This is a genomic window from Achromobacter ruhlandii, from assembly GCF_002082135.1.
Taxonomy (GTDB): domain Bacteria; phylum Pseudomonadota; class Gammaproteobacteria; order Burkholderiales; family Burkholderiaceae_B; genus Achromobacter; species Achromobacter ruhlandii.
The window spans coordinates 2,642,841-2,657,421 of sequence record NZ_CP017433.1; the positions used below are offsets into that span (position 1 = coordinate 2,642,841).

Annotated in this window: 11 protein-coding genes and 2 pseudogenes; 3 read left to right on the plus strand and 10 right to left on the minus strand. The window is 69.9% G+C overall.

Features of this window, described 5'->3' with window-relative positions; genetic code table 11:
- Nucleotides 1–52 precede the first annotated feature (52 nt).
- Together AruCF_RS11905 and sodC are read left to right on the plus strand one after the other, a co-directional pair.
- On the plus strand, nucleotides 53–1,297 hold the full coding sequence (locus AruCF_RS11905; protein ID WP_156524702.1) for a DUF445 domain-containing protein: 1,245 nt from the start codon (nucleotides 53–55) through the stop codon (nucleotides 1,295–1,297).
- A 186-nt stretch (nucleotides 1,298–1,483) separates the two neighbouring features.
- A pseudogene (gene sodC / locus AruCF_RS11910) lies at nucleotides 1,484–2,010 on the plus strand (superoxide dismutase [Cu-Zn] SodC).
- Nucleotides 2,011–2,026: 16 nt separating this feature from the next.
- On the opposite strand, the gene AruCF_RS11915 reads toward sodC, so the two are convergent.
- From AruCF_RS11915 to AruCF_RS11940, 6 genes are all read right to left on the minus strand, one after another.
- The gene (locus AruCF_RS11915; protein WP_063570150.1) at nucleotides 2,027–2,668 is read right to left on the minus strand and encodes a glutathione S-transferase family protein; all 642 of its coding nucleotides are present in this window, start codon (nucleotides 2,666–2,668) and stop codon (nucleotides 2,027–2,029) included.
- A 155-nt stretch (nucleotides 2,669–2,823) separates the two neighbouring features.
- Nucleotides 2,824–4,044 carry an MFS transporter gene (locus tag AruCF_RS11920; protein WP_083036728.1) on the minus strand — a complete coding sequence of 407 codons (1,221 nt, stop codon included), beginning with the start codon at nucleotides 4,042–4,044 and terminating at the stop codon, nucleotides 2,824–2,826.
- A 101-nt stretch (nucleotides 4,045–4,145) separates the two neighbouring features.
- Entirely contained in the window at nucleotides 4,146–4,937 is a 792-nt protein-coding gene (gene map / locus AruCF_RS11925) for a type I methionyl aminopeptidase (protein ID WP_063570152.1), read from the minus strand.
- The gene (locus AruCF_RS11930; protein ID WP_054415514.1) at nucleotides 4,937–5,182 is read right to left on the minus strand and encodes a ParD-like family protein; all 246 of its coding nucleotides are present in this window, start codon (nucleotides 5,180–5,182) and stop codon (nucleotides 4,937–4,939) included. The genes map and AruCF_RS11930 overlap by 1 nt, the downstream gene beginning before the upstream one ends.
- A gap of 212 nt (nucleotides 5,183–5,394) precedes the next feature.
- Complete coding sequence (locus tag AruCF_RS29875) at nucleotides 5,395–6,555, minus strand: PAAR domain-containing protein (protein WP_253826962.1); 1,161 nt, start codon at nucleotides 6,553–6,555, stop codon at nucleotides 5,395–5,397.
- A 36-nt stretch (nucleotides 6,556–6,591) separates the two neighbouring features.
- A complete protein-coding gene (locus AruCF_RS11940) occupies nucleotides 6,592–6,843 on the minus strand; it encodes a hypothetical protein (RefSeq protein ID WP_063568508.1) in 252 nt (83 codons plus the stop codon).
- 175 nt (nucleotides 6,844–7,018) lie between these two features.
- Here AruCF_RS11940 and tssA point away from each other — a divergent pair, with 175 nt between their 5' ends.
- A complete protein-coding gene (tssA, locus tag AruCF_RS11945) occupies nucleotides 7,019–8,128 on the plus strand; it encodes a type VI secretion system protein TssA (RefSeq protein ID WP_059271001.1) in 1,110 nt (369 codons plus the stop codon).
- Between the two features lie 123 nt (nucleotides 8,129–8,251).
- Here the strand turns inward: tssA and AruCF_RS11950 are convergent, their stop codons facing one another.
- The 4 genes and pseudogenes from AruCF_RS11950 to AruCF_RS11965 form a co-directional block, all read right to left on the minus strand.
- A complete protein-coding gene (locus AruCF_RS11950; RefSeq protein WP_063568509.1) occupies nucleotides 8,252–9,046 on the minus strand; it encodes an OmpA family protein in 795 nt (264 codons plus the stop codon).
- A 2-nt stretch (nucleotides 9,047–9,048) separates the two neighbouring features.
- A complete protein-coding gene (tagF, locus tag AruCF_RS11955; RefSeq protein ID WP_054415506.1) occupies nucleotides 9,049–10,032 on the minus strand; it encodes a type VI secretion system-associated protein TagF in 984 nt (327 codons plus the stop codon).
- Entirely contained in the window at nucleotides 10,029–13,742 is a 3,714-nt protein-coding gene (tssM, locus tag AruCF_RS11960) for a type VI secretion system membrane subunit TssM (RefSeq protein ID WP_054415501.1), read from the minus strand. The genes tagF and tssM overlap by 4 nt, the downstream gene beginning before the upstream one ends.
- Nucleotides 13,743–13,859: 117 nt before the next feature.
- Nucleotides 13,860–14,581 (minus strand): annotated as a pseudogene (locus AruCF_RS11965) (hypothetical protein); the annotation flags it as partial.

A 14,581-nucleotide genomic window follows, 5' to 3' on the forward strand; every position in this document is an offset into this window, starting at 1 on the left:
CATCACGCGCTCGGCGCTGGCGTCGCAGGCCCGCCGCGCGCAGTTGCGGCGCATGAAGATCGCCGCGCTGGCGTTGCTGGTGGCCATGATCAGCGGCTTCATCACCAGCCATGTCATGGGCGGGCAGGGCGCCTGGGCCTGGGTGCGGGCCTTCTGCGAAGCGGCCACCGTGGGCGCGCTGGCCGACTGGTTCGCGGTGGTGGCGCTGTTTCGCCGGCCGATGGGACTGCCCATTCCGCACACCGCCATCATCCCCAGCAACAAGGACCGCATTGGCGACAACCTGGCGGTGTTCGTGCGCGACCACTTCCTCGACCCGGACACGCTGATGGAAAAGCTGCGCGGCTTCGACCCGGCCGCGCGCCTGTCGCGCTGGCTGGCGCGGCCGAAACAGGCGCATGCGCTGAGCGACGGCGCGCGACGGGTGGCGTTGCAGACGCTGGACCTGCTGGACGATAGCGCGGTGCGCGGCGTGATCCAGGAATTCGTGGTGAAGACCCTGCGGCGCTGGGACGCGGCCGGCACCGCCGGCGAGGTGCTGGGCCTGCTGACCCGCGACGGCCGCCACCAGGAGCTGCTGGACGCGGCGATGGAGCGGCTGGGCGGCTACCTGGGCGACGAGGACGTCAAGGAGCGCGCTTCGGCGCTGCTGGTCAAGTTCGCGCGCAAGGAATGGCCGCGCATCATCAAGGCGGTGGACGTGATTGCCTCGGTCGAGGGCATCGCCGACAACCTCGCCGACAGGCTGGCGCGCGCGCTGGTGCAGGAATTGCGCGATGTGCTGTCCGAACCGGATCATCCGGTGCGGCGCGACTACGAGGCCTGGGTGCTGGACTACATCGCGCGCCTGCGCACCGACCCGGCGCTGGCCGCGCAGGTCGAGGCCATGAAGCAGCGCGCCATCGATCATCCCAAGGTGCAGGAATATGTGCAGGGCCTGTGGGACGACATCCATGCCGCGCTGCGGCGCGACCTGAGCGATGGACAATCCGCGCTGGCCGCGCACCTGGAAAACGCCCTGCTGGCGCTGGCGCGCAAGCTGGGCGAAGACCCGGACCTGCGCGAGGCCATCAACGGCCATGTGCTGGGCGCGGCACGGCGCTTGACCGGGCGGTTGCGCATCGGCGTCACCGAGCATATTTCGCGCACCGTCAAGCTGTGGGACGAACGCCATCTGGTCGAAGAACTGGAACTGAGCGTGGGGCGCGACCTGCAATACATCCGCTTCAATGGCACGCTGGTGGGCGGGCTGATCGGCGTGCTGTTGCACGCGGCGGTGCTGCTGGCGACAGGCTAGCGCGGCGTGCGTCAATCATCGGGGATTTGCGGACGTATCCGATGTATCAGGAATGAAGATTGCTGGCGAAGCGGCGCGGCGCTGTGCTATTGTCTTCGGCAGTCCAGGGGCCTGACCGCGGGCTCCGGGACGCCCGCCGCTCGACCGGGCGGCCGTATCACGCGCATCATTCCAGGAGGCAAGTCCATGAAGAAATTCTCGATTCTCGTTGCAACGCTGGCGCTGGCCGGCGGCTCGGCTGTCGCCCAGGCCGAGAGCGTCACGATGTCATTCCTGAACGACGACGGCTCCGTGGGCAAGAGCGCGGGCACCGTCACGCTGGAACAGACCAAGGGCGGCCTGAAGTTCACCCCCAAGCTGGCGGGCCTGCCGCCCGGCGAGCACGGCTTCCATGTGCATGAAAAGGGTTCATGTGAGTCCACCACCGTGGACGGCAAGGTGATGCCGGGGGCGCCGCGGGCGGTCACCTGGATCCGCACAACACCAAGGCGCACAAGGGGCCGCTGGCCGAGGATGGCCACCTGGGCGACCTGCCGTTCATCACGGTGGCGGCCGATGGCAGCGCCAAGACCGCCGTGGTGGCGCCGCGGCTGAAGCTGGCCGACGTGAAGCAGCACGCGTTGATAATCCACGTGGGCGCCGATAATTACAGCGACACGCCCAAGCCGCTGGGCGGTGGCGGCGGCCGCATGATCTGCGGCGTCGTGAAGTAACGCGCCGGGGCGTCCGCTAGGCGGTGCCGTTGCGGCCATGGGCGCGATAGCCCGGCCGCTCGGCCAGCCGGTCGTAGTAGGCCGCCACCGCCGGCAGCGCGGGCCGCAGGGCGTCGTCCAGCGGCGTGGCGAACCAGCGGTTGACCGACAGGCCGATGGCGATGTCGGCCAGCGTGAAGGCCTCGCCGGCCACGTAGGCGCCCGTCTCGCCCAGGCGCCGTTCCAGGATTCCCATGAAATGCCCCCAATCGCGGCTCGACGCCTCGATGGCGGCGGCATCGCGGTGCGCCGGCGACTGCCGCGCCAACGCCAGGAAAGCATAGCTCCAGGAGCGGTTCAGGTCGGTCGCCTGCCAATCCATCCATTGGTCGACGCGGGCGCGGCGCCGGGGTTCGGACGGATACAACGGCTGTTCGCGGCCGGCGCCGTACTGGTTGGCGAGATAGCGGATGATGCTGTTCGATTCCCACAGCACGAAGTCGCCGTCGCGCAGCACCGGCACCATGGCGTTGGGATTGAGCGCCAGGAACGCGGGCGCGTTGGTCGGGCGAAAGCCGGAACCCCAATCCTCCCGTTCGAAGGGCAGGCCCAGTTCGACGCAAGTCCAGAGCACCTTGCGGACGTTGATGGAAGAGGCTTTTCCGAGGATGTTCAGCATGTTGGTGGCGCGGCGAGGGGTGGCGTCGGGCGAGGCGCCGCGTGCGGCGGCCTCGATGGCAGGCCAGTCTAGCGGCCGCCGCTGGCCGCCGCCAGATACAGATCCCGCCCGGCGGGACCGCAACAGACGGCCCCGCCGGCGCGGCACGGCGCGGTTCAAGCCGCCACGGTTTCCGGCTGGCGGCGCAGCCGCGCCACGGGCGAGGTCAAAAGCACCACGAACTGGGCGGCAAAGCCCACGCTGGACAACCACAGGCAGGCATCCATGCCCAGGCGCGCCGCCAGGGTCGCGCCGATCAAGGCGCCCACCGGCCGCGCGCCGAACGTCGCCGTGACGATCACGGCCGAGACGCGGCCCAGCAGCGCGTTGGGCGTGACCGCCTGGCGCAGCGTGGTGGTGGCGATGGTCCACAGGATCGGTCCGGCGCCGAACAGGAACAGGCCGACCCCGGCCCAGGCGCCCGCCGGCCAGGCCAGCGTCGACAGCAGGATCAGGCTGGCGGCCAGCGCGCAGGTGGGGCCGGCCGCGATCAGCGCGCCGAACGGCAGGCGCGCCGCCAGCCACGGCGCGGCCAGGGCCCCGGCCAGCATGCCGGCGCCGTAGATGCCCAGCGTCGCGCCCACGCCGGCGGCGGTCAGGCCCAGCCGCTCCACCGCGTAGACCACGTAGACGGCCTGCAGCACGAACCAGGCGGTGTTGAAGCACACCGCCGTCACCAGCACCGGCCGCAGCAAGGGATGCGCCGCCACGAAGGCGGCGCCTTCGCGTAGTTCGCGCCACAGGTGGCGGCGCACGGCCGCGCGCGGCGGGTCGGAAGGCAGGCCCGCCAGCAGCCCCGCCGCCAGCAGCGACAGCAGGGTGGCCAGACCGTAGGCGACGGCGGCGCCGAGGCCGCCGACCAGCGCGCCGCCCAGCGCCGGCCCGGCCGAGAACGCCGCGCTGCGCGCCAGTTCCAGCCAGCGGTTGGCCTGCGCCAGCTGGGTTGCCGGCAATAGCGTGGGCACCAGCGCGGGCGCGGCGACGTTGTAGGCCACCGTGCCGACCGCGCCCAGGAAGCCCAGCACCGCCAGCGCGGCCAGGCTCAGGCCGTCCGCCGCCAGCAGCGCCAGCAGGCCCAGCAGGCTGGCGGCGCGCGCGCATTCGGCGGCGGTCATCAGGGTGCGGCGCGCGATCCTGTCGGCCAGCACCCCGGCGGGCAATGACAGCAGCAGGAAGGGCAGGGTCTGGGCGGTCTGCAGATAGCCGGTCTGGGCGGCGTTGGCGCCCAGCGCCAGCACCGCCACCAGCGGCGCCGCCGCCAAGGCGATCTGTTCGGAACATTGGGCGGCCAGATTGGAGGCGGCCAGGCGGCGGAACGCCGCGGGCAGGGCGGTCATGGGGGCAACGGCCGGCGCGGCCGCGGAAACGACGAGGGCCCGATCATGACCGGGCCCCGTGGGCAGCGCACTCCGTTAATTGCCGTCGCCGGCCGGCGGCGTCAGGGAATCGGCGGGTAGTCGCCGAAGCCGTCCGGCCAAGGGGTCAGGACCTCGTAGCCGGTGTCGGTGACGACCACCATGTGTTCCCACTGGGCCGACAGCGAGCGGTCCTTGGTGACCACCGTCCAGCCGTCGGGCAGCTGCTTGGTCTGCGGCTTGCCGGCGTTGATCATGGGTTCGATCGTGAACATCATGCCCGGCTGCAGCACCAGGCCTTCGCCGGGGCGGCCATAGTGCAGCACCTGCGGTTCGTCGTGGTAGATCTGGCCGATGCCGTGGCCACAGTATTCGCGCACGATGCTGAAGTGCTCGCGGTGCGCGACCGTCTGGATGGCGTGGCCGATGTCGCCCAGCGTGGCGCCGGGCCTGACCGCCATGATGCCCGCGCGCATGGCTTCGTAGGTGGTGTTGACCAGCCGCCGCGCCAGCGGACTGGGCTGGCCGACGAAGTACATGCGGCTGGTGTCGCCAAACCAGCCGTCCTTGATGACGGCCACGTCGATATTGAGGATGTCGCCGTTCTTGAGCACCTTGGCCGACGGGATGCCGTGGCAGATCACGTGGTTGGCCGAGGCGCAGATGGTCTTGGGAAAGCCGTGGTAGCCGACGTTGGCCGGGATCGCCTTTTGCACGTTGACGATGTAGTCGTGGCAGATGCGGTCGAGTTCGTCGGTGGTGATGCCGGGGCGCACGTGTTCGGCGATCATGTGCAGCACTTCCGCCGCCAGGGCGCCGGCCTGGCGGGCCATGGCGATGTCGGCGGCGGATTTGATGGAAACCTTGCGCGCCATTACGCGGCCTCCTGCTGGCCGGCGGTTGCCTGTCCGTGGGACAGGGCGGCGATGCTGAAGCCTTCCGCCTGCTCGATGCGGATCAGCAACTGGCAGATGTCGGCGTGGCGCAGCTCGGGGTAGAGCTCGGACAGCATGCCGATGCGCATCCAGTGCTCGGCCTGCGAGTTGATCGAACGACTCAGCGCGCTGCTGGCCACGCGCAGGTTCTCGTGCATCTGCTCGGAAATCTTGACGATGCCCATAGTGGGTGTTCCATATATGGTTTGTATATGGAACGTATGTTATCGCAGGCGGCGCGCCGGGCGCAACCCGCCACCCCGCGCGCGGACGAGACCGGCGCCGTGATGGCGGCGCGGTCCGGTTCCCGGGCGGGGGCGGGGTCCGGTTCCCTGGCGGGGGCGGGATCAGGTTCCCTGGCGGGGGGCGGAGTCAGGTTCCCGGGCGGGCGGCAGGGTCAGGCGGATTTGGGGGCCGGACTTTTGTCCAGCAGGTTCATGGCGTCCAGCTGCCGGTAGCGCGCCGGGTAGATCGAGCGCGCGTAGTGCTCGCACGGCGTGCCCTGGGTGGCGACGGCCATCACCACGAACTCGGCGAAATCCTCGGGCGGGCCGGCCTTGGCGTAGTCCGACGGGAAATTGCCGTCGGATTTGGCGGCGGCGCCCCAGGCCTTCATGTCGACGCGGGCGTTGTTGGCGTAGCTGTGCGCCAGTTCATGCAGCACGGCGTGGTCGATCACGGCCTGGTCGCCCGGCATGCTGTAGAGCGTGATGCGCGAGAACATCGTTTCGCCCACGGTGTGCACCTCTCGGGTCGGATCGGCCCACGGCGGGCCTTTGACCACTTGCGCATCGAGCCGCTTGACGCTGTCTTCCAACGACATGCCTTTGGCCAGGGTGATCTGCAGGTCGCGGCCCTGCAGCAGCGCCTTGGGCGCCACGCCCAGGCTCTTGGCCACCTGCTCGGGCTGCGGCTGCGGCTCTTCGGTCAGGCGCTCGGTGATTTCGTGCGGCGTGCTTTTCAGCAGGTCGCCGGTCCAGAGCGGCTTGCGCGGCTCCAGCACCACCGGCACGCGCTGGCCGACCGGCCAGGCTTCGTACATGACAAGCTTGTCGTCGCCCTGGCGCGCCAGGTTGGCGGGCGGCTGATAGGCCGACGGGCCGGTCAGCTTCACCGGCGCGCGCTTGGCGTCGAACATGGCTTCGGTGAGCTTGAGCGTGTCCTGCACCTGGGCGCATTTGACCGGCGCGTCCTGCGCCGCGATGGGTTCGATCGCGGCCAGCGCCGCCGGCGCGCCGGCCTGCAGCGCCTGGGGGGCGTCGTTCACGCCCGCGCCGCCGCCATCACCGCCGCCATGTTCGAGCTGGTAGAACTGCTGGCTGGCGATCAGCGTGGCGCCGCAGGACGTCTTCATGCCCTCCAGCGCGGTGCGGCGGTCGGAACTGACGCTCTGCACGCCTTCGACGATGGTGTGCTGGCCCGCGCACTTGGGGCAGGTGACGCGGTCGCCGACGCGCGCCATGGGCTGGCCGAAGATCTGCACGGATTCATCCCCGGTCACCACCACGCCGCCATGCGACGTGCGGTCACCCTTGCGTATTACGGATCGCTGCGCCATGGCCGGCCGTTGCTCCCAGGTGCTGGTTAAGTCTGCTTACAGATAGGTGCCGTCCGGCGCCATGCGCGGGGTGCCCACGACGAAGGTGCCGTCGGGCGCCATGCGCACCGGGCCGCCGCTGCCGAGGTAGCGGCCATTGGGCGCGCGCTGCGGCGTGCCGGCCACGTAGGTGCCGTCCGGCGCGCGGGTGATGGGGCCGCCGTCGCCGACGTAAGTGCCATCCGGGCAGCGCCGCGGCGTGCCATTGATGAAGCGGCCGTCGGGCATCATGTGGAATGATTTGTTCATCGTGACTCCCTCTGTTTGGAGAGCTTGCATGATAGCCATGGTCCCTGATGCGTTTTGTAATAGGGCGTGTCATGTTCCAACGTAACGCGGTTACAGATATGGGATCATCGCTGCTTTCGCCGCCGGGCCCGCGCCGCTTGCGCGCGGCCCGCCTTCCGCAACGACCCAAGACACTATGAGCGATATCGACGCACTGTTGCAGCCCATTCCGGGCGAGGCGCCTTGTGGCGCCGACATGGTCTTTTCGGCCGAATTCGACGCCATCCGCGAGGCCCGCCGCCACGATGACCCGCACCTGGACCAGGGCGACTGGGTCATCGATATCAAAGAGGCCGACTGGCCGCAGGTGATCCGCATCTGCACCGAGGTGCTGACCCAGCGCAGCAAGGACGTGCGCGTGGCCGCCTGGCTGGCCGAGGCCTGGGCCAAGACGCGCGGCTTCGCCGGCCTGCGCGACGGCTTCCTGCTGGTGGACGGCCTGTGCCGGCGCTACTGGGACGGCCTGCATCCGGTGCCGGACGAGGGCGACGTGCAGCAGCGCGTGGGCAACCTGGCGTGGTTGCTGTCGCGTTCGCAGCAACTGGTGCGCGAACTGCCATTGACGCAATCCGAGGGCGGGCGCTTCGGCGCGGTGCTGTGGGACAGCGCCTCGCAACTGGCCAACGCCATCAAGCGCGCGCCGCAGAACGCCGCCGACATGTCGCGCGGCAAGGTCACCCTGGAGCAGTTCGATGCCGCGCGCCGCGATACGCCGCCGGCGTTCTACTCCGAACTCGAAAGCCAGTTGCAGAGCTGCTTCGGCGCGGTCGACGTGCTGGAGCTGACCCTGACCGAACGCCTGGGCGATGACGGGCCGGCCTTCTCGCCGCTGCGCACCGCCCTGACGGACGTGACCGAACTGGTGCATCGCTTTGCCCGCGAGGCCGGCCTGCTGGTGCGCGCCGACCTGGCGCCGCCGGCCACGCCGGCCGCGCCGGCCGCCGGCGCGCCCGCCACCCGCATGGAGCCCACCTTGACTGCTGCCGACCTTCCGCCCACGGCGTCCGTGGCCGCGCGCGGCCCGCTGCAAACGCGCGACCAGGCCCTGGCGCAACTGCGCGAAGTGGCCGAATTCTTCCGCCGCACCGAACCGCACAGCCCCGTGGCCTATCTGGCCGACAAGGCGGCCAGCTGGGGCGAGATGTCGCTGCACCTGTGGCTGCGCACCGTGGTCAAGAACGGCGAGGCGCTGTCGGGCCTGGAAGAGCTGCTGGGCGTGCCCAAGGCGCCCGAGAACAACGGCTGAAAACCCACCCGGGGCGCCGGCCGCGTGGCCGGCGCCGGCGTGAAAAAGAGGGCGCCGCGATGTGCCCGCGCGCGGCGCGATGCTTGCCAGGCGACGCGCGCCAGCGCCGGCCGCGCGCGCCGCTCAGCGGCTGGCGCGGAATTCGATGCGGCGGTTCTTGGCGCGGCCCTCGGCGGTGGCGTTGGTGGCCACCGGCTGGTCCGGCCCCGCGCCCAGCGTTTCGAAGCGGCCCGGCGGCAGGCCCTTGTCCACCAGATAGGCCCTGACCGCGTCGGCGCGGGCCTGGCTCAAGGCCAGGTTGGTGCTGCGGCTGCCGGAGCTGTCGGTATGGCCGATGATCTGCACCTTGTCGCTGTGCAGCTTCGGGATCACGTCGGCCACCTGGTCCAGCAGTTCGCGCCCGCGCGCCGTCAGCGTGGCGCTGCCGGTCTCGAATTCCACCACGCGGTTGGTCAGCACCTTGTCCAGCAATCCCTGTTCGTCCTTGCCGGCGGCCACGCGCAGGCCGTTGACGATCTTGTAGGTCGGGTTGAGTGAGGTGGCGAAGGCGCTGGCGATCTGCTGGCGCGAGGCCTCGTTCTGCACTTCGCCGAGCAGGCGGATCTGGGTGCCGTCCACTTCCAGCTGGCCGCGGTTGATCTGCTTGAGCGGCTGGCCGATCAGCTTGCCCACGTGCTCGGACCAGTTGGGGGGCGCCACCACGCCGCCGACCTCGATCTGGTCGATGACGTTGCCCACCCCGTAGACCTGTTGCAGCCGCGCCAGCACATCGGCCTTGGTGGCCTCGTCGGGCACGGCGCCGCTGGCCACCACCTGGCCGGGCTGCGGTATGACGTTGGCGGGGACGACGGTGGCGGCGTCCTGGGCCGTCGCGGCGCACGAGAACAGCGCCGCCATGATCAGGAGAGAGACGCGCATGGTCAGGCTCCGGTGAAGACTTCAAGATAGGTGTCGAGCGCCATGCGCAGCGACAGCCTGGGTTGGTCCAGGTAGCTGGAGAGCTTGGCCAGGCCGTGGCTGGCCGACACGTGGTTGCGCACCCAGGGCGCGTCTTCCAGCACGATGTATTGCTCGGCGAAGGCCTGCGGCGTGGACAGCAGGCTGGCCAGCGTCTGCGGCGAAGCGCCGCGAAAGCCCGCCACCAGCCGGTGCTTGCCGCCGATGCGGCCGATGAACACCGCGATCTCGAAATCCGCGCGCGCCAGGAACGGCGCGATCAGCGTCATCCAGTACGAGGCCACCAGATTGATGTAGAGCGGATCGTCCGGCAGCGGCAGCGCCAGCCCGCGGTCGAGCTGCGACGAGCCGCTGGACATGACCGGTTCGAGCAGGATGCCCAGCGCCAGGACGATGTCGTGCACGTTGGCCGCGTGGCCGTTGCCGCGCAGCATGGCCTGCAGGCGCTCGACGGTCTGCAGGTCGACGAAGGCATCGAAGCCGTCGTCGGCCTCGGTGCGGATCTCGCCTTCGAGTTCGTTCAGGCTCTGCAGCGCCGGGCCAGGGTCGGCGTCGGTCATCAGCAGCGCGGCGGCGCCGCTCATGCGGTTCCACAGCCGGCTGAAGGCCATCGGGCTGCGGGCGATGAAGGCCAGCGGCCGCTGCACTTCGACCGAAGTCGCCGACAGGAACGGAAAGCGCCGGCCCGACTGGTCGCGGCTGGGCTGCAGGTGGCCGGCGATGGCCAGCTTGCCGCGCGAGCCGAGGATGGCGAACGGCATCGGCTCGGCCTCGTCGTACAGCGTCTTCCAGTGCGGGTCCTGGGCCAGCAGCTCCATGGTGTTGGCGACCCAGCCGTCCAGCGTGCTCATCAGCTGCGGATGCGAGGTGTTCTTGACGAAGTCGCCGCGGGCCGGGATCTTGCCAAAGTAGGCCGTGCGGAACAGGGGGGACTGCAGGTTGCTCATTGCGGCGCTCCGGGTCGCGTCTGGGCGGAGGAGGATTCGGAAGTGGCGCCCACCACGGAGGAGGGCAGGCGCAGGTTGCGCAGGCCCTGGCTGCCGCCGGGCTCGCTGCCGCCGGCGCCGGGCGCCTGGGCGTTGCTGATGATGCGCAGCTTGACCGGCACCGTCACGTTCGACTTGCCCCAGCTCATGTTGAAGCTGCCGTCGGCGTTGGAGGTGCGCTGGGCGGTCGCGATCAGGCGTTCCAGGCCGAAGCGGCCCGGCTCGTTGACGATCTCGACCACGCTGCCGTCGAAGGTGGTGGCGGTGATGCGCGCGCCGGGCGCGCCCTGGGCGTTGGGCCAGACGAAGTTGACCCACTGCGGCGGCGTGTTGCGGTAGCGCAGCTGCTGGCCATCGATCTCAATGGTGTACTCGGTCACGCCGGGAGCCGGCTTGGGTTGGATCTGGAACAGCGTCTGCGGCTGGCTGGCCGCGCCGGCGCCGGCCGCGCCGCCCGACAGCGGCGCCACCCACTGCGCGAAGTTGGCGGTGAAGGTCGGCTGCAGGCTGATGCCCATGTCGCCCCAGGTGCGCGCCGTCAGGATGTCGCCGCGGCGCACGGTCAGCGGGCCGAGGGTGTCGTTGACGTACTTGGCGATGCTGCCCTGCGGGCCGAACACCTGGCCGATTTCGTCGCTGCTGGCTTCGACGCTGGCGCGCGAGGCGAACGGATACTTCTCGGCCAGGGTCTGGTTGAACGGCTGATAGACCTGCGCGTTCCAGACCTTGTTCAACTCGCGTTCGGCCGGTTGCATGGCCACCGCGTAGGCCTGGATCAGCGGCCGCACCAGCAGCGGGCGCAGCGTCTCGCGCTGCGTCGCCGACAGGCCGGCCAGCATCTGCTCGTCGACCAGCTTGAGCGCGTCGGCCAGCTCCGAGTCTTTGCCTTCCAGCGTCTGGCGCAGCAGCACCAGCGAGCCGGGGCCGGGGTCGCCCTGGTTGTTGAGCAGGTTGAAGCGCGTGCGGATCTTGGACAGCGCGCCCATGTAGTTACCCAGCAGCGACTGGTTCTCGCGCGTCACCACCAGGCGCGCCACGTCCGAGAACTCGCGGCCGACCGGGCCCATCGGAATGGCCTCGCCGTTGGCGGCGGTGGCGGCGGCGGGCGCCGGCGGCGTCTGCCGCAGGATCACGCGCTTGAACCAGCCCACCACGCCGCTCTGCGCCTGCTGCAATCCGGCGTTGACCAGCGAGGGGTTGTCCCACGAGGTCTGCTCATAGGCGGTGTTGATCAGCTTGGCGATGGGCGAGGTCTGCGGATCGCCGAGGCGGTTCATCGCGCCCACCGACTGCTCGAAGCTGGTGAACGGCTTGATGGTCACGCCGCGCAGGAACTTCTGCCATTCCTGGGCGTACTCCGTCTTGTACATCGTCGCCAGGCTCTTCTGGATCTGCTCGGGGCTGCCGTCCAGCGTCAGGTCGTCGCGCGCGTTCACGCCCAGCACCCAGTCACTGGTCTGCACTTCCTTCTTGGCAGCCTCGTTGATGGCCGGCTGGATGTACTGCTCCCAGGCCTCGCGGGTGAAGGTGCCGGGGATGGCGTAGCTGCCGGCCACCACGCCGGCGTCGTTCTCGCCGACGATGCGCGCCACTGTCATGGTCTGGAAGCGCGTGGCGGCGCGCGCCTTGAGCGTGGCGTAGGCGCGTTCGCGCGCCGGCATGCCCTGCATCACGGCGCGCAGGCTGGCGCGGGTCTTTTCCACCAGCGCCAGGTTGGTGTCGATCTGCGGCCAGCCGGCGTCGGGGGCGCGGCTGACGTAGAACGAGATCAGGCGCTCGGCGCTGCGGATCAGCTGGTCGCGCGGCATGGCGCCGCGATTGGTTTCCAGCCAGCCGCGCCAGAAGCGCGTGATCTGGTCGGACAGGTGGGTGGGGTCGACGTGCTGGCGATTGGCCATCATCAGGTACGTCTTGAGCGCGTTGTAGGCGTCGTCGGCATTGGTCGGCGAAGCGTCCTGGAACAGCGTGTCGCCGCCCTGGGTGTGCGCGGCGCGCACCGCCTGCGGCGCCGGCTGCTGCGCGCCGCCGGCCGCCGCCGCGGCGCCGGACATGTCGACTTTGGCCAGGAAGTCCTCCAGGCTGGCCTTGACCGGGCTCAGCATGAACTGGCGCGCGCCGTTGTAGTACTCGGCCAGCAGGCGTTCCTTGAGCACGTCGCCCTGGTACAGCCCCAGGCCCAGCGACCACGGGCGGCTGGACGAATAGCGGTCCAGCTGTTCGATGCGGTCCTGCAGGATCTCCATGGCCTCCAGGCGGCTCTGCAGGTCGGTGCGCTCGCTTTGCAGGCGCACCACCTTGTCCAGGTCGGCCTGCACGTTCTGCGCCAGCTGGCGGTTGCCCAGGTACGACCAGCTCCAGCCGCCCAGCACCAGGCCCAGCGCCAGCACCAGGCCGAAGAAGGTCAGGTAGCGCATGCGGGTCTTGGCCGGGCTGGCGTGCTGGCGCACCAGTTTCTTGTCGGCGAAGATCACGCTGGAGAACAGGTCGCGCAGGAAAAAGCCGTTGTGCGAGGACACATTGCGGGCCTGGCCGCGCGCCGCCGGGCGCAGGTCGAAGCGCTCGGCCAGCCGTTCGGTCGAGGTGCTTTGCGACACGCCTTCCTGCAGCGCGCTGGTGAAGTAGAAGCCGCGGAACACGGGCTTGTACTGGAACGGGTTGGTCTCGAACAGCGTCGACAGGAAGGTGCGCAGCGCCGGCTTGATGCCGGCGAATTCCAGCGGAAAGGTCAGCAGCCCGGGCGGCAGCTCGCGGTTGTTGCGCAGCGAGATCTGCGCCGTGCCCATTTCCTTCAGGCCTTCGTACAGTTCGTCGAAGCGTTCGTCGAACAGGGCCAGCACGTCGCGGTTCTCTTCGGCGCCGTAGGGCAGGGTGGCGCCCCAGACGCGGTCGCGCTCGCGCTGGTCGCTGTCCGAGAAGAATTCGCTAAAGCCCGAGATCAGGTCGGCCTTGGTGAAGATGATGTAGACCGGCGCGAACACTTCGAGCCGGTCGGTCAGTTCCTGCACGCGCTGGCGCAGGTTCTTGGCCAGGTTGATGGCGAACTCGGGGCCGGCGCCGGTCAGCTCGTCGATGCTGGCGGCCACGATGATGCCGTTGATCGGCGCCTTGGGGCGATGGCGCTTGAGCAGGTCGAGGAACCCCATCCATTCGTTGCGGTCTTCCTCGTGCACCGAGTAGCGGCCGGCCGTGTCCAGCAGGATGCCCTCGGTGGTGAAGAACCAGTCGCAGTTGCGGGTGCCGCCCACGCCACGCACCGCCGCGCCGTTCTTGTCGGCGAAGGGGAATTGCAGGCCCGAGTTGATCACCGCGCTGCTCTTGCCCGCGGCCGGGTTGCCGATCACGATGTACCACGGCAGTTCGTACAGGGCTTCGTTGCCCGACACCTGGCCGATCTTGGAGGTCTTGATGGTGCGCACCGCCTGCACCAGCCGGGTGCGCAGCGCGTCTACGTCCCCCCGATTGGCGGCGGCCGCGCCGGTCTGCACCTGCTGCTCCAGCATGTCGCCCAGGTTCTTGTTGGCGCGCCGTGCGCGACGCCGGCGCCACAGGTAGGCGCACAGCCACAGGAACAGGAAGATGCCCAGCGCGATGCCGGCCCAGACCAGGCCGATCTCGACCGTGTCGGCGAGCAGGAACAGGAACACGACCAGGGCGATCAGGCCGATCGCCATGAACAGGCGCGGGTTGCCCAGCGCGCGTGATGTCCAATGTCGGCCTTCGCTCAAGGCGCTGGAAATACCGGAGAAGAAACCTGAAGGGCTACGCATGATTCTGGCTTTTTTTGTGGGTCAGGCGGAGGGGGAAGGGGACAGCAGCGCGAGCGTACGCAAAGCGGGATCCTGGGTCATGACGGCAAGCACCGGCGCCTCGGCCTGGGCGCAGGCTTCGCTGGCGATGGCCAGGGTAAGCAGGTGCGCGGCGGCGCCGGTATAGCCGCAGGTGGCGCCGACCGCCAGGCAATCCTGGTTCGGGTCGAGCGTGGTGAACAGCGTGCTGGCCAGCCCGGCGGCTTCCAGCGGCCGGCTGCCGCGATGGTCGGCATCGCTGACCAGGGCGCGGATATCCTGCGCGGCGCGGGCGTTTTGTTCCAGGAAGCGTGTCGTCAGCTCGGCCAGCATCGGTTCGCTGGCCGCGCCACGGGCGTCGGCGGCGGTGGCGCGGTGCGCCATGGGCGACAGGGCCAGCGCGATGGCGCCGGCCGGCGCGGCGGCATCCGCGGCATCGGCGGCGCCCAGGTCGAGATCCAGCAGCAGGCCGGCGGCGGCTTCGCCCGGCACGCGACCTTGCGGCGTGGCGGTGCTGACCAGCGTGCCGTCGGCGTCCCAATCCTGCACCACATTGGCATCGATATAGGAATCGGCCGCGGCCACGATGCGCAGCGGCGCGCGGTCCTTGGCCGCCGGCTCCAGCGCCAGCTGGCGCAGCAGGCTGTCGCTGGCCAGGGCGTCGCGCGCCTCGTGCGGCCGCAGGCCCAGCCGCGCGGCGGGCCAGGCGGCCGTGGCGCGGGCCT

Coding starts and splice junctions, on each gene's coding strand:
- AruCF_RS11905 (WP_156524702.1), top strand. CDS start 53: ATGAAGATCGCCGCGCTGGCGTTGCTGGTGGCCATGATCAGCGGCTTC.
- AruCF_RS11915 (WP_063570150.1), bottom strand. CDS start 2,668: ATGCTGAACATCCTCGGAAAAGCCTCTTCCATCAACGTCCGCAAGGTG.
- AruCF_RS11920 (WP_083036728.1), bottom strand. CDS start 4,044: ATGACCGCCCTGCCCGCGGCGTTCCGCCGCCTGGCCGCCTCCAATCTG.
- map (WP_063570152.1), bottom strand. CDS start 4,937: ATGGCGCGCAAGGTTTCCATCAAATCCGCCGCCGACATCGCCATGGCC.
- AruCF_RS11930 (WP_054415514.1), bottom strand. CDS start 5,182: ATGGGCATCGTCAAGATTTCCGAGCAGATGCACGAGAACCTGCGCGTG.
- AruCF_RS29875 (WP_253826962.1), bottom strand. CDS start 6,555: ATGGCGCAGCGATCCGTAATACGCAAGGGTGACCGCACGTCGCATGGC.
- AruCF_RS11940 (WP_063568508.1), bottom strand. CDS start 6,843: ATGAACAAATCATTCCACATGATGCCCGACGGCCGCTTCATCAATGGC.
- tssA (WP_059271001.1), top strand. CDS start 7,019: ATGAGCGATATCGACGCACTGTTGCAGCCCATTCCGGGCGAGGCGCCT.
- AruCF_RS11950 (WP_063568509.1), bottom strand. CDS start 9,046: ATGCGCGTCTCTCTCCTGATCATGGCGGCGCTGTTCTCGTGCGCCGCG.
- tagF (WP_054415506.1), bottom strand. CDS start 10,032: ATGAGCAACCTGCAGTCCCCCCTGTTCCGCACGGCCTACTTTGGCAAG.
- tssM (WP_054415501.1), bottom strand. CDS start 13,742: ATGGCGATCGGCCTGATCGCCCTGGTCGTGTTCCTGTTCCTGCTCGCC.